General features: G+C 49.7%; 16 protein-coding genes. 11 read left to right on the plus strand and 5 right to left on the minus strand.

Annotated features, from left to right (window positions below; translation table 11 throughout):
* Window positions 1-84: 84 nt before the first annotated feature.
* From VV1_RS20150 to VV1_RS20160, 3 genes are read left to right on the plus strand one after another with little or no spacing between them, the layout of a single operon-like run.
* On the plus strand, window positions 85-753 hold the full coding sequence (locus VV1_RS20150) for an SDR family oxidoreductase (RefSeq protein WP_043921190.1): 669 nt from the start codon (window positions 85-87) through the stop codon (window positions 751-753).
* A 34-nt stretch (window positions 754-787) separates the two neighbouring features.
* Complete coding sequence (locus tag VV1_RS20155; RefSeq protein WP_011081976.1) at window positions 788-1,417, plus strand: GrxB family glutaredoxin; 630 nt, start codon at window positions 788-790, stop codon at window positions 1,415-1,417.
* 10 nt (window positions 1,418-1,427) lie between these two features.
* Window positions 1,428-2,522, plus strand: a complete 1,095-nt coding sequence (locus VV1_RS20160; RefSeq protein WP_011081977.1) for an alkene reductase — start codon at window positions 1,428-1,430, stop codon at window positions 2,520-2,522.
* A gap of 45 nt (window positions 2,523-2,567) precedes the next feature.
* Here VV1_RS20160 and ulaG read toward each other — a convergent pair whose 3' ends face one another.
* Together ulaG and ulaR are read right to left on the minus strand one after the other, a co-directional pair.
* Complete coding sequence (gene ulaG / locus VV1_RS20165; protein WP_011081978.1) at window positions 2,568-3,635, minus strand: L-ascorbate 6-phosphate lactonase; 1,068 nt, start codon at window positions 3,633-3,635, stop codon at window positions 2,568-2,570.
* Between the two features lie 123 nt (window positions 3,636-3,758).
* Window positions 3,759-4,514 (minus strand): HTH-type transcriptional regulator UlaR, encoded by a 756-nt coding sequence (ulaR, locus tag VV1_RS20170; RefSeq protein WP_011081979.1) that lies wholly within the window; start codon window positions 4,512-4,514, stop codon window positions 3,759-3,761.
* A 386-nt stretch (window positions 4,515-4,900) separates the two neighbouring features.
* On the opposite strand from ulaR, the gene VV1_RS20180 reads away from it, so the two are divergent.
* The 7 genes from VV1_RS20180 (at window position 4,901) to VV1_RS20210 (ending at window position 10,999) form a co-directional block, all read left to right on the plus strand.
* Window positions 4,901-6,661 carry a PTS ascorbate-specific subunit IIBC gene (locus VV1_RS20180; RefSeq protein ID WP_011081980.1) on the plus strand — a complete coding sequence of 587 codons (1,761 nt, stop codon included), beginning with the start codon at window positions 4,901-4,903 and terminating at the stop codon, window positions 6,659-6,661.
* 139 nt (window positions 6,662-6,800) lie between these two features.
* Window positions 6,801-7,277 carry a PTS sugar transporter subunit IIA gene (locus VV1_RS20185; RefSeq protein ID WP_011081981.1) on the plus strand — a complete coding sequence of 159 codons (477 nt, stop codon included), beginning with the start codon at window positions 6,801-6,803 and terminating at the stop codon, window positions 7,275-7,277.
* Window positions 7,278-7,286: 9 nt separating this feature from the next.
* A complete protein-coding gene (locus VV1_RS20190; protein WP_011081982.1) occupies window positions 7,287-7,979 on the plus strand; it encodes an L-ribulose-5-phosphate 4-epimerase in 693 nt (230 codons plus the stop codon).
* Between the two features lie 4 nt (window positions 7,980-7,983).
* Window positions 7,984-8,805 (plus strand): Cof-type HAD-IIB family hydrolase, encoded by an 822-nt coding sequence (locus VV1_RS20195; RefSeq protein ID WP_011081983.1) that lies wholly within the window; start codon window positions 7,984-7,986, stop codon window positions 8,803-8,805.
* Window positions 8,806-8,810: 5 nt separating this feature from the next.
* Window positions 8,811-9,458 (plus strand): 3-keto-L-gulonate-6-phosphate decarboxylase UlaD, encoded by a 648-nt coding sequence (locus VV1_RS20200; protein WP_011081984.1) that lies wholly within the window; start codon window positions 8,811-8,813, stop codon window positions 9,456-9,458.
* 8 nt (window positions 9,459-9,466) lie between these two features.
* Entirely contained in the window at window positions 9,467-10,348 is an 882-nt protein-coding gene (locus VV1_RS20205) for an L-ribulose-5-phosphate 3-epimerase (RefSeq protein WP_011081985.1), read from the plus strand.
* A 222-nt stretch (window positions 10,349-10,570) separates the two neighbouring features.
* The gene (locus VV1_RS20210) at window positions 10,571-10,999 is read left to right on the plus strand and encodes a hypothetical protein (protein ID WP_040111258.1); all 429 of its coding nucleotides are present in this window, start codon (window positions 10,571-10,573) and stop codon (window positions 10,997-10,999) included.
* A gap of 86 nt (window positions 11,000-11,085) precedes the next feature.
* On the opposite strand, the gene VV1_RS20215 is transcribed toward VV1_RS20210, so the two are convergent.
* On the minus strand, window positions 11,086-12,063 hold the full coding sequence (locus VV1_RS20215) for an arginine deiminase-related protein (RefSeq protein ID WP_011081987.1): 978 nt from the start codon (window positions 12,061-12,063) through the stop codon (window positions 11,086-11,088).
* Between the two features lie 335 nt (window positions 12,064-12,398).
* Between VV1_RS20215 and VV1_RS20220 the strand changes: the two genes are divergently transcribed.
* The gene (locus tag VV1_RS20220; protein ID WP_011081988.1) at window positions 12,399-14,258 is read left to right on the plus strand and encodes an ABC transporter ATP-binding protein; all 1,860 of its coding nucleotides are present in this window, start codon (window positions 12,399-12,401) and stop codon (window positions 14,256-14,258) included.
* Between the two features lie 67 nt (window positions 14,259-14,325).
* On the opposite strand, the gene VV1_RS20225 is transcribed toward VV1_RS20220, so the two are convergent.
* Entirely contained in the window at window positions 14,326-16,365 is a 2,040-nt protein-coding gene (locus tag VV1_RS20225; RefSeq protein WP_243742166.1) for a polysaccharide lyase 8 family protein, read from the minus strand.
* 80 nt (window positions 16,366-16,445) lie between these two features.
* Window positions 16,446-18,632, minus strand: a complete 2,187-nt coding sequence (gene gnpA / locus VV1_RS20230) for a 1,3-beta-galactosyl-N-acetylhexosamine phosphorylase (protein WP_011081990.1) — start codon at window positions 18,630-18,632, stop codon at window positions 16,446-16,448.
* Between the last annotated feature and the right edge of the window lie 25 nt (window positions 18,633-18,657).

The following is an 18,657-nucleotide window of genomic DNA, read 5'->3' on the forward strand; positions in this document are numbered from 1 at the left end:
GAACAATGAATTCAAATATTAACCAATTATCAAAATAAGTCTAATCAATATACTGAGCCCATCGAAACGAATGGGAGAACAATGATGGGATCAGACAAAACCGTTTATGTGGTGCTCGGTGGCACCTCCGGCATTGGCGCCGAGTTGGCAAAACAGCTGGAAAGTGATCACACCATCGTGCATGTCGCCAGCCGCCAAACTGGCCTCGACATCAGCGATGAAAAATCGGTGTATCACTACTTCGAAACTATCGGGGCTTTTGACCACCTAATCGTCACTGCGGGCTCATACGCGCCAGCAGGTAAGGTCGTGGATGTTGAAGTCACCCAAGCCAAATATGCCTTTGATACCAAATTCTGGGGTGCCGTGCTCGCTGCCAAACATGGCGCTCGCTACCTCAAACAAGGTGGCTCGATCACTCTCACCTCCGGCATGTTGTCACGCAAAGTGGTGGCGAACACCTATGTGAAAGCCGCCATCAATGCGGCCATTGAAGCCACAACGAAAGTCTTGGCAAAAGAACTGGCACCGATCCGCGTCAACGCCATCAGCCCCGGTTTAACCAAAACCGAGGCGTACAAAGGCATGAATGCCGACGACCGCGATGCCATGTATCAACGAACACAAAGCCATTTACCCGTTGGCAAAGTCGGTGAAGCCAGCGACATCGCGATGGCCTATCTGTTTGCCATTCAAAACAGCTATATGACCGGCACCGTCATTGATGTCGATGGCGGCGCACTGCTGGGTTAGGCCACATTCACTCAATATTCTTTAGGACACAAACATGAAACTCTATATCTATCAACACTGCCCATTTTGTGCTCGCGTTCGCTACGTGGCGGGCATGCTCAACATCCCACTTGAGATCATAAACCTCGCTTACGACGATGACACGACCACCAACGATCTGATTGGGGCCAAACAAGTGCCGCTGTTACTTAAAAATGACGGCCAAGCCCTCGCGGAAAGCTTGGACATCATTGCTTACTTTATCGAGCTCGCTCAATCGTCAGAATGCCATCAACCGTCTGAATCGGTGCTGGATTGGCAGCGAAGCGCCTTTCTTCCACTGCAAAAAATCGGCTACCCACGTTGGTCAAATATGGATTTGCCAGAGTTTGCCACTCAGTCTGCACGCCAAGCTTGGCGGATGAAAAAGGAAACTGACGCACTCAATTTGGATGCACTTCTGCAAGACACACCAAACATTGCCACAGAGGTAGAAGCGCTCATCGAGCGTGCGAAAAGCGTGTTGAATCTCGATTCTTACCAGCACGCTACTTTGGTTGATGAGGCGATTGTGTTTTCTATTTTACGCGGCTTCTTCAGTGCCGCAGAAATCCAATGGGACAGCGTTGTGAAAGATTGGATGGAATCTGTCAGCGACAAAACCCACGTACCGCTACTCAAATAAGGAACCGATCATGAGCAAACTGTTTGAACCAACTCAACTAAAACACCTTGATCTGCAAAACCGTGTGGCGATGGCGCCGATGACCCGAGCCCGCACCAGTCAACCGGGTAATATTCCCAACGCAATGATGGCTACTTACTACAAGCAGCGCGCAAGCGCGGGATTGATCATCTCTGAAGCGACCCAGATTTCCGATGATTCACAAGGCTACTCGTTCACACCCGGCGTTTATACCGATGAACAAGTGGCCGGTTGGAAGAGAGTCACTCAAGCGGTGAAATCACAAGGCGCCGCCATGTTCTGCCAGCTTTGGCATGTAGGCCGTGTATCACACCCAGTGTTCCAAAAAGGTGAACAGCCCATCGCACCGTCTGCGCTTGCTCCAGTGGAGACTAAAGTGTGGATCGCCGATGAGCAAGGCAACGGCAATATGGTCGATTGTGTAGAGCCACGAGCGATGACCCAAGATGATATTGACCGTGTTGTTAGTGATTTTGCCTACGCCGCCAAACGCGCGATTGAAGCGGGTTTTGACGGGGTGGAGATCCACGGCGGCAACGGTTATTTGATTGACCAGTTTTTACGCACCAACTCCAACCACCGCACAGACCAATACGGCGGTTCACGCGAAAACCGCATTCGCTTTTTATTGCAAGTGGTTGATGCAGTGAGCCAAGCCATCGGCGCCGACAAAGTAGGGGTCAGGCTCGCACCCTTTATCACTTTTAAAGACATGAACTGCCCCGACATCGTGCCGACCATTCTTGAAGCCTCAAAACAACTGCAAGCTCGTGATATCGCTTATCTGCATCTCTCTGAAGCAGATTGGGAAGATGCACCCGAGATTCCAGAAAGTTTCCGCATCGAACTGCGCGAATACTTCACCAACACCATCATCGTTGCGGGCAGCTACACCCAAGCAAGAGCCGATGAGGTACTTGAGAAAGGCTATGCGGATTTAGTGGCCTTTGGCCGCCCCTTTGTTTCTAACCCAGATTTGGTGGCACGCTTAAAGCACCAACAACCTCTGGCAGAACTGGATGGAGCAACCCTGTTTGGCGGCGATGAACGAGGTTATACAGATTACACCGCTTTGCATGTGTGAGTGAACGAAAAGGGAGATGTGGCCATCTCCCTTTGTTTGGATTGCTTAGAGGAACGCTTTGTAAGGCAGCTCAGGTTCATTTTTAAAGATGTCACTGAAGCCACGGAAGTGTTGGTAATGCATACGGCCTTTATCGGTTGGGAAGGTGTACTTACCACCGACTTGCCAGAAAAACGGCGCAAACTTGTATTGTAAGCGGTCTTTTTTCATGTTCCATAGCACTTCAATCTCACGCGGATCGTTCTGGAAGTTTGCCCAAATATCGTGATGGAATGGCACCACGACTTCACAATCTAACGACTCCGCTGCACGTAGAATGTCGGATGAGGTCATTTTGTCGGTCACACCACGTGGGTTTTCACCAAAAGACAATAAAGCCACATCGATTTGGTATTCATTGCCGTGCGCTGCGTAGTAGTTGGAGTAATGAGAGTCACCCGAGTGGTAAACGGAGCCACCGCTGGTTTCAATCAGGTAGTTCACCGCACGTTTATCCATTCCATCTAAGATCTCTTTATCGTAAGAAGAGACGCCTTCAGGAAGGGTCACAAGTGCTGTGCGGTCAAACGAATCGAGGATACGAATTTTCATATCGCCCACTTCCAACACATCGCCGACTTTGGCCACGATACAGCGATCTTCTGGCACGCCCCATCCCATCCAAAGATCAACACACGCTTGCGGGCCGATAAACTTCACGTGTTCACCACAGTTTTGCAGCACCGCCGCCGCGACATTCACGTCAATATGATCACCATGATCATGAGATGCCAACACGGCATCAATCTCTTTAATCGCAAAAGGATCAAGCGGGAAGATTGCTGTACGTAAGTTCGGTTGCAGTGCTTCCACGCCTCCCATGCGCATCATTTGGTGCTGGTTTTTCATAAAGGCGTTCTTTTGCGTTTTTTTGCCCGTTCCACACCAAAAATCGATGGAAATATTCGTGTTACCCTCACTTTTCAACCAGATACCAGTACAACCCAGCCACCACATGGAGAATGTATTCGGCTCTACTACTGTATTTTCGATCTCTTCGTTCAGCCAAGTTCCCCATTCAGGAAAGGTACTTAGGATCCATGACTCGCGTGTAATTTCATTTACTTTACTCATAGCAACACCTTCTTGTTTCACAACTTTTATTAAATTTAGGATGTAGGGAGCCAAGCGCCTTAATGGGTGATTAAGGCACTGAGCAGAATTGTGTTCGTGATTTGAGAAAGAAACGAGGTCGCGTTACACCAAAATGACCTTCGTCCCTTTTGCTTCTATCGCTTTGATGACATCGGGATTCGCGCTTTTACCGGTGATCAAAATGTCAATTTTCTCTGCTGGGCAGAACAGCATGCCTGTACGCTGCCCCACTTTCGAGCTATCGACCACCACCACTAACTTGTCGATTTGCTCTAGCATTTGTTGCTCTGCGACCGCGGTCAGCATATCGGCTTTGTATAACCCCGCTTCCGTCAGGCCTTTACCAGAAGTAAACATCCAGTTGCCCGCATAACCGCCTAACGAGTTCGGCGCAGGATTAAGAAAGATGTTTTGCGAGCGATTGTATTGGCCACCAATGATGATCACGTCGTCATGATCTTCGTTGATTAAATAGCTGGCCAAAGGAAAGTAGTTCGTCACAATTTGCACATCCTGACCACAGAGCCTTTGCCCAAGTAGGAATGCGGTCGAACCGCAGTTGATCACCACACTATCGCCCGGTTGGCAGAGCTCCGCCGCTTGCATGGCAATGAGCGACTTTTCTTCATAATGCTCAGTGCTATTGATGTTCAGTGGTGACCACTTTCTCTTTTTCGCTTCAACACGCTCTGCGCCATTACGTACTTTGCGTAACTTGCCTAGCTCATCTAACTTCGAAATGTCGCGTCGCGCCGTCGCTGGCGACACATTAAAACGTTCAATGATGTGCGCAACGTTAATCGTCTGATTTTCTTCAAGCAGAGAGAGAATGCCGTTGTGCCTTTGCACTTCATTCATAACTATCACCTTATTCAATTCAAATTCACCGAAATGTCTATCTAGTGATTACATGGTGATTACCTGTGATTTATTTTGATTCTATTAATCACGCTCTTGATTGTCAAATCAAGGTATTCATAAAATATCGAACTCATCACAATTTTTATTAAGCCACTGTATTTAAAGGCATTTATGTTTTTCAATGTGATCAAAATACCATTTATTGCCTTTTCCAAGCGGCGAAATTGACAAAAATCAAAATAATCACAAATGAGCATTGCATGATTACTTTTGATTGTTAAAGTTTATTTCGTGAGCAATAACTGAGTAGATTCTTACCCTACAAAGGAATCCTCTCTGACCTACAAACGATTACAAATACAAATCCATCAAGGGGTAAAGATATGGAGTTCTTATACGACATCTTCTATATTTTTTACAGCCAAGTCATGACCAAAGCCCCGTTGCTACTGGGCTTAGTGACATTAATTGGCTACTGGCTGCTAAGAAGAGACACCACCACCATCATCAAAGGTTCGATCAAAACGATCGTCGGTTTCATGTTGGTTCAAGTTGGGGCGGGTACCCTCGTCGCTGGCTTTAAACCTGTGATTTCCAAACTTTCTGAGTTTCATGGACTAACGGGTTCTGTCATCGATCCCTACACATCGATGATGTCCACCATGGAAACCATGGGCGACAATTATTCTTGGGTTGGCTATACGGTGCTGCTTGCACTGGGTATCAACATTCTTTTAGTGCTGTTCCGTCGCTACACGGGGATCCGCACCATCATGCTGACTGGTCACATCATGTTCCAGCAAGCGGGCTTGATTGCGGTGTTCTACTTTGTGCTTGGTACAAGCATGTGGGAAACCATCATCTACTCGGCAGTGCTGATGGCGCTCTACTGGGGCATTTCATCCAACATCATGTTTAAACCCACGGAGGAAGTGACGGGTGGCGCAGGCTTCTCGATTGGTCACCAACAACAAGTAGCCTCTTGGATCGCCACCAAAGTAGCGCCCAAACTGGGTGACAAAAATGACAGCGTCGATCATCTAGAACTGCCGAAATGGCTGCACATTTTCCACGACAGCATCGCGGCAACCGCTATCGTCATGACCGTCTTCTTCGGCATCATTTTATTGTCTTTTGGTTTGGATAACCTGCAAGCCATGGCGGGCGGCACCCACTGGAGCATCTACATTCTCGAAACCGGTTTGAAATTTGCGGTTGCCATTCAAGTCATCGTGGCAGGTGTGCGCATGTTCGTGGCTGAGCTGTCTGAAGCGTTTAAAGGCATTTCTGAACGGGTCATCCCCAATGCCGTACTGGCGATTGACTGTGCTGCTATTTACGCCTTCTCTCCTAACGCAATGGTGTTTGGTTTCATGTGGGGTGCTGTGGGTCAGTTTACCGCCGTGCTGGCCATGTTGGCCTTCGATGCGCCTATCATGATCATCCCAGGCTTTATCCCAATGTTCTTCTCCAACGCGACCATCGGTGTTTTTGCCAACCACTTCGGTGGCTGGAAAGCGGTGATGAAGATCTGTTTCGTCATGGGCATTATCGAAGTCGTCGGCTCTGCTTGGGCTATCCACCTCTTTAACCAACAAGGCACCGAATTCAATGGTTGGATGGGGATGGCAGACTGGGCACTGGTCTTCCCACCGATCATGCAAGGTCTCTCTGCATCGAAAATGTTCTTCTTTGTCTTGGTTGGCCTCTCTCTGGTTTATATGTTCTTTGCATCACGCAAGCTGCGCTCAGAAGAAGATGCGCAAGGCACGGTCGTGGTCAGTGAAGAGCCTGACGTCATTGAAGCGGTAGAACAAGCCATCAAAGCCAGTGATGGTGTGCGCCCGGTCAGCATTCTTGCCGTGTGTGGTAACGGTCAAGGCTCCTCGATGATGATGAAGATGAAGATCGGCAAATATCTAGAGAAAAAAGGCATTCCTCATGTGATGGATTCATGCGCCGTCTCTGACTACAAGTCGAAACTGGCCAGCACCGACATCATCGTCTCCTCTAAGCACTTATCTGCTGAGATGGAACCTGGCGAAGGCAAATTTGTTCTTGGGGTGCAAAACATGCTGAACCCGAATTCGTTTGGCGATGAGCTGCTCGACATCATCAACAAGAACTTTGTCTCGGCTAAATAACCCTAATGACTCAATAAGCTTTAGTTACTTAATAAGCTTAGTTACTCAACAAGCGTAGTTATTCAACAAGCATAGTTACTCAATTACTTATAACAAACGAGGTGCCAGTAAAGCTGGCACCCAACCTGGAGATAGAACAATGGGATTAAAACAATCACTGATCGAGAACAACTCAATCAAGTTGCAAGCACAAGCGTCTAACTGGCGCGACGCGATCAAGATTGGCACAGATATGCTGATTGCCTCTGGCGCGATTGAGCCTTGCTACCATGACGCGATCATCAGCAGCGTTGAAGAGCTCGGCCCTTACATCTGCATCGCGCCTAACCTCGCCTTGCCACACGCACGTCCAGAAAACGGCGTAAATCGCACCGCTTTTGCACTCGTGACCCTAGAAACACCCATCTACTTCGAAGGTGAAGACGAACCTGTCGATGTGCTGATCACACTCGCGGGCAGCTCTTCTGACGAACACATGGAAGGGCTAATGGAAGTGACCCAGGTCTTGGATGACGAAGAGAGCGACACTGGCGTTGATCTGGATAAACTTCGCCGCTGCCGCAGCCTCAGCGATGTCTTCAACGTCATAGATGACGCTCTGGCTATGACAGCCTAAGGAGGAATCATGTATAGCGAACTGAAACAACGCGTGCTCGAAGCCAACCTCAAACTGCCCAAATACGGTTTGGTCACTTTTACCTGGGGCAATGTCTCTGAAATTGACCGTGAACGCGGCGTGATCGCGATTAAGCCATCAGGCGTTGAGTACGAGGGAATGCAGGTAGAACATATCGTTGTCGTTGATCTCGATGGCAACATCATTGAGGGCAACCTGAACCCATCCAGCGATACCGCGACGCATCTCGAAATCTACAAAGCGTTTCCAGACGTTGGCGGCGTGGTTCATACCCACTCACGCAGCGCGACGATTTGGGCACAAGCAGGGATCGACATTCCGGCACTCGGTACCACTCATGCCGACTATTTTTATGGCGACATTCCCTGCACGCGAAAACTGTCGCAAAGCGAGATTGCGCAAGAGTACGAGAAGAACACCGGGTTAGTGATTGTGGAAGAGTTTCGTCATCGTCGTATCGATCCAATGGCTGTCCCAAGCGTGATTGTCGCAGGTCATGCACCTTTCTCTTGGGGTAGCAATGCCGATGATGCGGTGCACAACGCAGTGGTACTGGAAGAGATTTCTGCCATGGCTCTCGCCACTCGCTCGCTCAACAGCGGCATCAAGATCCAGCCAGAACTGTCAGACAAACATTACCTGCGTAAGCACGGTGAAAACGCCTACTACGGACAGAGGTAACAAGATGTACAAAGTGCTTGCGTTAGATTTAGACGGAACTGTGCTCACCGATGATCACAGCATTCATCCGGAAGTAAAAAGCGCGATTATGGAGGCAAAACACAAGTGTCACGTGGTGATCGTTACTGGACGCCATCATACTGCGGCGCGTCCGTACTACGATGAACTGGGCTTGACCACGCCGATCATCTGCTGCAACGGCACTTATGTCTACGACTACCACAATGACCAAGTATTGAAACACAACTCAATCAACAAAGAAGACGCACTGACCTTCATCGCGCTGGCGAAAGAGTTTCAGGTCAAGATGGTGATGTACGTGACCGATGCGATGACCTACTCCAACTACAACCCTATTCACTATATGGAAGCGCTGGAAAAGTGGGCCAAAACGGCCCCGAAACACCACCAGCCGAAGATCTACAAAATCGACTCATTCAGCGATCAAGTTCGTGACACGGAATATGTCTGGAAATTTGTGGTGGAAGGGCTGCCAAGCTCGGTTGAACGCTTACTCGAGAACCCATGGGTCAGCGCAAAATTTAACGGCGAACGCTCTTGGTCGAATCGCATCGACTTTGCAGCAAAAGGCAACAGCAAAGGCTTAAGACTGGCGGAATACGTTTCTGAGCTGGGTTATCACCCGAATCATGTCATTGCCGTGGGGGATAACCACAATGATATTTCCATGCTCCGTTACGCCGGATTAGGCGTTGCCATGAATAACGCAGACGAGACGGTGCGTGCTAACGCTCGCTTGGTTTGCGAAACCGATAACAACCATGACGGATTAGCCCGTCTGATACGTGAAAAAATTCAAGGATAAGCATCATGACTAAACCAATGATCCAAATCGCCCTCGATCAAACCAATCTTACCGATGCCATTGCCGTGGCGAGCAACGTTCACAGCTATGTCGATGTGATTGAAGTCGGCACCATTTTAGCGTTTGCCGAAGGGATGAACGCCGTATCAACATTGCGTGAGAACCACCCTGATCACATTCTGGTCTGCGACATGAAAACCACTGACGGCGGCGCAATTTTAGCTCGCATGGCCTTTGAAGCTGGAGCCGATTGGATAACGGTTTCAGCCGCGGCGCACATTGCGACGATTGAAGCGTGTAAAAAAGTCGCCGACGAGTTCAATGGTGAAATCCAAATTGAGATCTATGGCAACTGGACCATGCAAGATGCGCAAGCGTGGGTAGATCTTGGTATCACTCAAGCGATTTACCACCGCTCTCGCGACGCTGAACTGGCCGGCGTGGGTTGGACAGAAGCCGACCTAAATAAAATGAGACAGCTTTCTCAACTGGGCCTTGAGCTTTCGATTACAGGCGGCATCGTGCCTGAAGATATCTACCTGTTTGAAGGCATCAAAGCAAAAACCTTTATTGCTGGGCGTGCACTCGCAGGCGAACAAGGGCAGCAAACCGCAGAAGCACTGAAAGCACAAATCAACCGCTACTGGAATTAGGGGGAGGTATGTATCAGAACTTACAACGCCATCGCGTCGGCTTATATGAAAAAGCGCTGCCAAACTCGTTGAGCTGGGAAGAAAAACTCAGCGTCACCAAAGAGCTTGGTTTTGACTTTCTCGAGATTTCTGTGGATGAATCGGACGAACGACGCAGCCGCCTTGATTGGGATAACGCCACTGTCTACGCATTGCGTCACCAATGCGAACGCTACGGACTGCCGCTGCATTCCATGTGTTTAAGCGCGCACCGCAAGTTTCCATTTGGCTCGGCCGACGCAAAAATCCGTGAGCAAGCGTTGCTGCACATGGAAAAAGCCATTGCATTGGCTTATAAGCTCGGCATTCGCACTATTCAGTTGGCGGGTTACGACGTTTACTACGAACCGGCGAATCGAGCTACCCATCTGCGCTTTATTGAGGGGATGAAACTGGCAGCCAAACTGGCTGAGCGAGCTGGCGTGATGCTGGCGGTTGAAATCATGGATACCGACTACCTGAATTCACTCAGCAAGTTTGAGGTGCTCAATCGTGAAGTAAACTCACCGTATTTCACCGCTTATCCGGATGTCGGCAACATCTCGGGCTGGAACTACGATGTGTGTACCGAGCTGAAACTGAGTAAGCCCCACATTACACAAATCCATCTCAAAGATACGCACCGCGTGACACCGGACTCGCAAGGGCAGTTCAGAGACTTAGTGATTGGAGATGGCGAAGTGAACTTTGATGCGATCTTTAAAACCTTAAAAGAGACCGACTGTGTGGTGCCATTGGTGATAGAAATGTGGGCACAAGACGAAGATTGGCGTGCGCACATTCATACTGCGCAGCAACGCTTAAACCGAGCTTGTGACCACGCAGATTTACCTCGGTTGTTTGCCGCTTAGTTCAACGCCACAAACGGCGGCAAAAATCATCTCAAAAGACCAACAGACCCTAATATCGTTTTTCTGTTTCGGCGTTCATGGAGTGAGCGCCGATTTTTCCCACTCTGGGAACGTGCAGTTTTGCCCCCCGTAGAAAACTGCACTCTTTCATCTGATTGGTTGACTTACTATTTTGCTTAGCGCACAGTGGCGATCACGCCTTATGAAACTCTGTTGATTTTAATGAAATTACTCCATCTACAACTGTTCTGGTACGAAAAACATCACACCTTATTGGAGATGGAAGACCTCCCCATTCTTACCCCTGCGCAAGAAAAAGAGCTGCGTGAGTGGGCGAAAACTCGCCGCAAAATTCTGAGCTATGAAGTGCATCAACACGCTTGGTTAAAAGTGAATGTCGACGGCTTTTCTTCCACATTACATCTCAGACCCAATGGCACGTTGGTGGAAAAAGATCTCTTCAGTGAAAAAGCCCTTCAGGGACTTTGGAAAGTCATAGACGGTTTTTTGTTTATCAAGGTGATCAGTGGCGAGTTTATTGTCGAGTATCAAATCGTAGGAAACAAAGAGCAGAACATTCACTGCGGCATTGAATACATTAATGGCAAAGTCAGCACATACAGCAAATTTGCCCAAATCATGAGTGCGTAAACAATCCTTTCCTAAGAAAAAAGGGAGATGTAGCCATCTCCCTTTTTCGTTCATGATAACGTGTATTTCATGGCGAAACAGCGTCGTTACAACACCGCTTTGCGTTTGGGTAAAAAGACTTCCCCAAGCATGCAGCGTACTGAGCCGCCGCCTATGTCTTCAATGGTCGTCACGTCAAACGGCAGCAGCTTACCGTGCGTTGCCAGTTGATTGCGCTGCGCTTCTGAAAACGCATCATAAGCCGATTGCGACATCGCGATCACTTTGCTGCCATTGACCGTTTCCAGTTGCAGGATGTTGCCGCAAAAACGGTTCATCTGCTCAATAGAAATGGATATCACCTGCTTGTCTTTGGCCAGTGATTTCAAGACGAAACGGCGCTCAAACTCAGGGATCACTTCATCGCAAATCACACAAAATTGCTCACCAATCGCCATCATTACGTTGGTGTGGTAAATCGGTTTTCCCGATGGCAACAGCGTTTGGAAGGAGATCACACGCTCGTAACCGATGCGTTTGGCGTACTCTTCTAATACAAGGCGATCACAACGCTGCGACAATGCGGCATAAATGGTGCGATTCAGATGGTCAATCACCATCACGCCTGTGCTTTCTAAGAACGCCTCTTCCGTCACGTAATCGGTCAACGAATCTTGGCGATGTACTTCGCGGCCAGCGGCGGCCAGTGCTTCAATCAAAGCTTGTGGACGCACTTCTTCGCGGCGGTTTTCACACGCCATCGGGAAGGTATAAAAGCCCCCTTCCGCCGTGGTGCTAAACCAGTTGTTGGGGAATACCGCGTCGGGAGTCGCAATGTCCGATTCAGGGTAGTCAAACTCCACCACTTGCACCCCTTCCTGACGAAGTTTGCTCACCATTGCGCGGAATTCGGCCAATGTTTTGTTTCTCACCTCTTCCTGAGAGAGGGCGATCTGATTCTGAAATTCGTTGTCACGCGCGGTTTCTTCATTAAAGCGAAACTCTTTTGGCGGCACCATTACCACACAGTCTGCATTTTGGGTCGCATCAAGCTGAGGTCGTATTGTCTCATTCGGTAACAGCATCTGTTCATTCCTTATCACTAGATAAGGCAGATTGTAAATTTATTGTTAACTCTGTTTTTACTGAATTTCAGCTTTCCCGACACGGGGGAAAGTAATAATTACCGCATAAAAGGCATTTGTCAGTAATTTTTATGGTCACCATTGCTATCTATTGCAACTTCACTGCACACTTCATTGCGATAAGGCTGAGAAATCCCTTAGGATATGCCGCAAAGTGATAACCAACTGGTTACATTTAGCCCATCAATCCGTTAGACTACTTTTCGCCCTTCCACCACTTCTTTTTTTACCCGCACCTTCTGGCAGTGTGGGCGTTGTTATTTTTAGGAAGCGTTATGTTTAAACGATTTGAAAGCTTTACCAATCCGTTTCCGGCCGGAACGCCGGAACAACCACCTGAAGGGTTACTGGCTTTTTGCCGCCACTACACTCGTGGGTTTGAAAAACCGCTGATTTTGATGTCACTGCTGTCCACCATCGTCGCGATTGTCGAGGTGTCGCTATTTGGTGCTATGGGACAACTTGTCGACTGGCTGAGCAACAGCGATCCACAAACGTTCCTTGAGCAAAACCAAAGTGAGCTGATTTATTACGGCGTGATACTTTTAGTGGTGATGCCAACCCTGATCGTTGGCTACTCACTGCTGGTGCATCAAAGTCTGCTGGGCAACTACCCAATGTCGATCCGCTGGCTGGCGCACCGCTATTTGCTTAATCAAAGCTTGAACTTCTATCAAGATGATTTTGCAGGGCGTGTCGCCACCAAAGTGATGCAAACCTCGCTGGCGGTGCGTGAATCGGTGATGAAAACCATGGACGTGTTTGTTTACGTGTCCGTCTATTTCACCAGCATCATTGTGATGCTCGCGGCGGCCGACTGGCGTTTGATGGTGCCGATGGTGATTTGGCTGCTGATCTACATCGGCATTCAAGTTTACTTTGTCCCTAAGCTCAAAGATGTTGCTTCAGCGCAAGCGGACGCCCGCTCTACCATGACCGGCCGCATTGTCGACAGCTACACCAATATCCAAACGGTGAAATTGTTTTCGCACAGCAAACGCGAGACTGAGTATGCCGAAAGCGGCATGCGCGAGTTCTTAGACACGGTTCATCGTCAAATGCGCTTGGTAACCGGCTTCAATATCGCGGTGCAGGTAACCAACTATGTGCTGGTGTTTTCGATTGGTGCGCTCTCCATCCACCTTTGGTTAGGCGGTGCGATCAGCATTGGCGCGATTGCCATTGCCGTGAGTTTAGCGTTGCGTATCAACGGGATGTCGATGTGGATCATGTGGGAAGTGGGTTCACTGTTTGAAAACATGGGCACGGTGGTCGATGGCATGAAAACGCTGTCCAAACCGATTGATATTCAAGACAAACCACAGGCCACTGAGCTCGTAGTGAAACAAGGCGGCATTGAGTTTGACGACGTGAGTTTCCACTACGGTGAAAACAAAGGCGTGATTAACCATCTCAATTTGCACATCAAACCGGGTGAGAAAATTGGCCTAGTGGGGCGCTCTGGCGCGGGCAAATCAACGCTGGTTAACCTGCTGCTGCGTTTCCACGATGTGGAGAGCGGCAAGATCAAGATCGACGGCCAAACCATCTCTGAGGTGACGCAAGATTCGCTGCGTGCGCAAATTGGTATGGTGACGCAAGACACCTCGCTGCTGCACCGCTCGATTCGCGAGAACATTCTTTACGGCAATCCAGATGCCAGTGAAGAAGAGCTGTTGCGCGCCACTAAGCAAGCACACGCGCATGAGTTTATCGAAACCCTCACCGACCCGTTTGGCAACGTCGGCTACGATGCGCAAGTGGGTGAGCGCGGGGTGAAACTCTCGGGAGGTCAGCGTCAGCGCATTGCGATTTCTCGTGTGCTGCTCAAAGACGCACCACTCTTGGTGCTGGATGAAGCAACCTCAGCCCTCGACTCGGAAGTGGAAGCGGCCATTCAAGAAAGCTTGAACGAGCTGATGCAAGGCAAAACCGTGATTGCCATTGCTCACCGCTTGTCGACCATTGCACAGATGGATCGCCTGATCGTGCTGGATAAAGGCAATATTGTTGAGCAAGGCACGCACCAAGAACTGCTGCAAAACAACGGTATTTATGCGCAGTTGTGGGCACACCAAACCGGCGGCTTTCTTGCCGACGACTGCCCAGAAATGGAAGAGAGCCAAATCGCTTAATCGCCGTTAAATACCATCAAATCAACGCCCTGTTTATCACAGGGCGTTTTTTTGTCTGGTTTTCGGCTCAGCTATCGCGTGCCATACTCGGTTCCGCTTCGATATCCACCAGCACGCTTTCGCCCAACTTATCAGGCAGCGCCGAGGTTTCGATGGTCACTGCGAACGCTTGACCGCCTTGATGCAAAGTGATCTGCACCTTGTCGGCTCTGCCCGGCGTCGACAGAGCCAAACGAAAGCCAACCGATGTGCGCTCACAAAGTAGCAAACAGGGTTTGTCCACTTCCAACGCAAAAGCGGGTTGATGAGTGAAGCTCGCCAGCTCTAGGCGGCCGGCTTGGCGAAACACACAGCCAACTTCATGACGAAACTGAACCGCTTGCAACTGAGGCAAATTATGCAGCACTTGCGCTTCGGGTTGAGCGGCATACTGTTGGGTTTTCGCCAGTGTCGCTCCCGGTAACAGTGTGTAGTGATAGCCGGCGTCGTGCGGCTGTACGCCATGTTCAATCCACAGGCTAAACACCTTGCCAGCAACTTCTTCATCACTCAAATGCGCATTAATTTTCTGCCAACTGCCCTGTTGTTCATCACAACGCAAATACGCCTTACCCTCGCCAAGCAGATAACCGACATTGGCATGATGAAGCCAACCTTGAACGGCAACAGCATCACACCGCTCCACCCCATTCTCATTCTGGTGAAAAACAGGCGTTTGCACATGGCATTGATTGATCGCGGTGACGATGGGGCTTTGATGTTCAGAACGAATGCCAGCCCCCAGCGCCACAATGGCATCACCACAGAAAAACCACGATTTCAAACCCTGAGTTTGCTGAACATCCAACTCAAAGCTGGCTATCCCCCATCGACCATTGCTGACGCCGCCAGTCCACTCGGTGTTTTGCTCGATGCGCCCCCATTCGTGCGCGGGCATGGCCACGCTGGGTGAGGTAACCCCAGGGATTTTTGCCCAATCCCAGTAAGGATAAATATCGTGGTATTCGTCGCCCGTCACGCTGATGTTCATGCTGCCAAAACCGAGCCAGAAACCAAGTAAGTTCTCTTGATTGCCCGTTTCAATCGGCTTGGTGCGGCGTGAATTGGTTTTCACCGTCACCGAAAAGCGATGGTTCACCATGGCAGAATAGTCTGAGCGCCAAAAGTGTTTAAATCCCGCAAAGGGATACGCACGGCCATCAAGGTGCGCGAGGTAACTTTCGAGTGGCAAGCGATGTTGAGGAAACAGCGCCATCAGCATGGTCACTTGCACTTTCAAAGACGCGCGACTGTGCGGTTTCTCCAAATCGGGCTTGGCGATGGCTCGGCCACACACGTTGTAATCCCAGCGACCGGTACGCGTCATCCACATCGAACCTTGTAAGAAATAGCTGAGCAGTAAACGTTGCTGATCACTTGAAAAGCGAAAGCAGGTGTCAGCCGCCGCATACACCCACGGCAAAGCGACATTTAGGAAAGATTCACCATAACCGCCGTTTTGTAATTGCGGCCCATGCTGTTGGTAAGAGAAATCGGCTTGTATGCCCTCCTCTTGCGTCAACACGATAGTGTCAGCGATATCGGCCATGGCTTGGGCAAAGCGAGTTTGATTGTTTTTAAGCAATGCACGATACGCCACCCCATTCGCCAGATCGGCTTTGTTCGCCCCCGTCATGCTCGCTTGGGCGGGCAGATCATCCATCAATTTTTGCTGCAATGCTGGCGAGAGCGCATCGCTGAGCAGCAAAGCAATCGGCCCCAGAAGCCGCTGTTTGCCAATTTGATTCCACCACCAGTTCCAGTGGGTCGGATTGTGTCGATACCAGTGCGCCAACGCTTGTTCAATCGTTTCCAAAATCGAGGAACAAGGTCGTTGGTAGTGTTGGCAAGCGAGCAGCAATACGCGCTGCAAATAGGCAAAAATACGCTCTCCGTCTTGCTCAGCGTCTGCAAGCGGCGCATCGAGCCAGCCTGTTTGGCGAGAAAATGCGTTTTGGTATTGAGCGATGGTTTGATGCCAATCGTGCTCGTGCAGCATGCCCCTTTGTAGCTCGACGATGGATTGTGACAGTTTGCTGCGGATCTGCATCAAATGTTGCGAGTGCATGATGCGAATCATCTCCTTGGTGAGTCTATCGGAATGAAAAGAAGGTGCTTTGACAGCACCTTCTACCTTCTTTGCTTGGTTTAGTTATCGAACCAACGCCATTCATAGGGTTTCAGCGTTATCGATTGTGGCTCACCATCGGTGTTCAATACCGTCACCTTCTGAGTCTCATCGGTAAAGTTCACCGCTGTCGCTTTGTTGGTTTGCGGGTAGAACGCTACGTCAACATAAGGGTTATTGGACAGCCAGGCATGTGCCGTTTCTTCCTGCTGCGTTAGCCACAACAAAATGTGTTGCAACAGGCGGGCATTTTCCATGCTAAATGGCAGATTCCCCAAGTACACCGCGCGGCCAGAGCCATAGCCACGCGCCGTCAACGCCAAATGTTGCCCCTGCGCAGCCAGAACGGTAAGGTCTTGCGCTTGCGGGTACACATAGCTTGGGTTACCGAAGTCTTCATCGCCCTGAATAAACTGGCTGAGGTAGTGATGCTTTTCGATCTGCAACGGCATCGCCACACGCCCCATGGTCAAAGAGGTCTCTTTTTCTAACCCAAACACATCCCCCAGCTGGAAATAGCGGCCATTTTTTTGCCACGCCGAAGGGTCGGACACACCAAGTAGACCGCCGCCTTCTGCGACAAACTGACGCAGTTTCACGATGACATTATGATCATCCCAACAATCGCCACCACTCCAAGCCGAGTTGGCATCGCCGGTGTTAATGATCACTTTGATGTCCGGATCGATGCCCTTCTCAGCGATGTCATCGAAGCTAATGAACTCCACCTCAAATGGCAGACCAGACAAACACTCCAGCAAATTATTGCCGACCAGCTCCATCACATCAGGGCGTGGTGGCACGTAAAAGCGCTGGTCTCGTGCTTGGTTTTGCAGCCAACTGCGCGCCGTTCCCCAAGCGCTCAACACCGCCACTTTGCCCGGCAGTTTTTGCGATTCACTGCGTTGCGTATTGTCGAGATACTCACCGAACTGACGAGAAATATCCGTCACATGGTCGATAAAATGCGGGAACTGATTTGCAAGTGACAAATAGCCGCCATAGCCAATGCGATCCAACGGTTTTTGCAACATCGCGCGACGAATCTTGGTCCAGTTCGACATCGATTCCACCACAGGATCGTTGCCCTCGCGGAACACATCAGGGAAGAAGTAGGGATAAAAACGTGCTTCACGAATTTGATCGCCACCGGAATCGGTTAAACGGCGCAGCGCCACACCATCTTCCACCGCACCAACGTTAATATCGATGCCAATCTTCTGATAACTCTCAAGAAACGGTTCGGTGCCAATCCAGTGATCGCCTTGGAACATCGCGGTTTTCTTGCCCGCTTGGTGCGCCATGCTGACCAACTCGGCGGCAAATTCGACCACGAAATCTTGCACGAAAGTCATCCAATCGCGGTACTGCTGAGAAGGTACTTTATAGGTACCGTTGTAGTAACCCGCATCAACAAAGTCTTCCGGAGAAAGCTTGTAGCCAAAGCGTTGTTCAAAATCTTCTAATGCGCGTGGGCTAACCGTTTCGCCATAGCCGGTCCAGTCGCGATAGATGTCTTGATTCTTCTCACCGGTATCGATCACGAATAGGAAAGCGAAGGTGGTAAAACGCACCACGGTGGTATTTGGGTGCGTCTCCAACCAATGGGCGAAGTGCTGCAATAGATGCGCGCGACATTCTGGGTGGTACGGGTCAAGGCTCTTGATGCGCGGCCCTTTCCAATCGTTGGTCAGCGCGTTGTACATCGACACGCTGTCCCACACTTGGCGCGCCATGAAAGTGATGGTGTATTCGTGATACGGGATCGCATCTTCAATATCAATACGCTGATATTGTGCGTCAAAGGTCCACTTATCCGTCGGGATCACTTTGTTCAAAGTGCGATTTCGCACTTCCCACCACTGTTTTGGATCGCTGTCATCGTCCAGTTCATACTTGTCTTTGCTGTAACCATCGAGTGGAAAAATCGCCACGCGATCACTCATCGCGGTGACAGGGAATGACATCAAATATTTACGGTGTAGGTATTCTGGATGTTGATTGGCATACGCTTGATCCGCACGCACCAAACACATCACAGAATAGATATCGCTGTCTTGCTCGGCCAATGAATCTGGCATGGTTGTACCATCGCTATCGCGCAGTGCATCGGCTTGCCAGCGCTGATATAAATCCAGCACGACGTCTTCCTGTCCTTCTTCAACAGGCAGGGTCATATGACCTTTACGAGAGGCAAATTGGGTCATGATAGGCTCCAAAAAGTTGGGATAG

It is taken from the genome of Vibrio vulnificus CMCP6 (genome assembly GCF_000039765.1).
Classification (GTDB): Bacteria; Pseudomonadota; Gammaproteobacteria; order Enterobacterales; family Vibrionaceae; genus Vibrio; species Vibrio vulnificus_B.

What these genes read in the sequence shown, in the direction of transcription:
- VV1_RS20150 (WP_043921190.1), top strand. Translation starts at nt 85, where the DNA reads ATGGGATCAGACAAAACCGTTTATGTGGTGCTCGGTGGCACCTCCGGC.
- VV1_RS20155 (WP_011081976.1), top strand. Translation starts at nt 788, where the DNA reads ATGAAACTCTATATCTATCAACACTGCCCATTTTGTGCTCGCGTTCGC.
- VV1_RS20160 (WP_011081977.1), top strand. Translation starts at nt 1,428, where the DNA reads ATGAGCAAACTGTTTGAACCAACTCAACTAAAACACCTTGATCTGCAA.
- ulaG (WP_011081978.1), bottom strand. Translation starts at nt 3,635, where the DNA reads ATGAGTAAAGTAAATGAAATTACACGCGAGTCATGGATCCTAAGTACC.
- ulaR (WP_011081979.1), bottom strand. Translation starts at nt 4,514, where the DNA reads ATGAATGAAGTGCAAAGGCACAACGGCATTCTCTCTCTGCTTGAAGAA.
- VV1_RS20180 (WP_011081980.1), top strand. Translation starts at nt 4,901, where the DNA reads ATGGAGTTCTTATACGACATCTTCTATATTTTTTACAGCCAAGTCATG.
- VV1_RS20185 (WP_011081981.1), top strand. Translation starts at nt 6,801, where the DNA reads ATGGGATTAAAACAATCACTGATCGAGAACAACTCAATCAAGTTGCAA.
- VV1_RS20190 (WP_011081982.1), top strand. Translation starts at nt 7,287, where the DNA reads ATGTATAGCGAACTGAAACAACGCGTGCTCGAAGCCAACCTCAAACTG.
- VV1_RS20195 (WP_011081983.1), top strand. Translation starts at nt 7,984, where the DNA reads ATGTACAAAGTGCTTGCGTTAGATTTAGACGGAACTGTGCTCACCGAT.
- VV1_RS20200 (WP_011081984.1), top strand. Translation starts at nt 8,811, where the DNA reads ATGACTAAACCAATGATCCAAATCGCCCTCGATCAAACCAATCTTACC.
- VV1_RS20205 (WP_011081985.1), top strand. Translation starts at nt 9,467, where the DNA reads ATGTATCAGAACTTACAACGCCATCGCGTCGGCTTATATGAAAAAGCG.
- VV1_RS20210 (WP_040111258.1), top strand. Translation starts at nt 10,571, where the DNA reads ATGAAATTACTCCATCTACAACTGTTCTGGTACGAAAAACATCACACC.
- VV1_RS20215 (WP_011081987.1), bottom strand. Translation starts at nt 12,063, where the DNA reads ATGCTGTTACCGAATGAGACAATACGACCTCAGCTTGATGCGACCCAA.
- VV1_RS20220 (WP_011081988.1), top strand. Translation starts at nt 12,399, where the DNA reads ATGTTTAAACGATTTGAAAGCTTTACCAATCCGTTTCCGGCCGGAACG.
- VV1_RS20225 (WP_243742166.1), bottom strand. Translation starts at nt 16,365, where the DNA reads ATGCACTCGCAACATTTGATGCAGATCCGCAGCAAACTGTCACAATCC.
- gnpA (WP_011081990.1), bottom strand. Translation starts at nt 18,632, where the DNA reads ATGACCCAATTTGCCTCTCGTAAAGGTCATATGACCCTGCCTGTTGAA.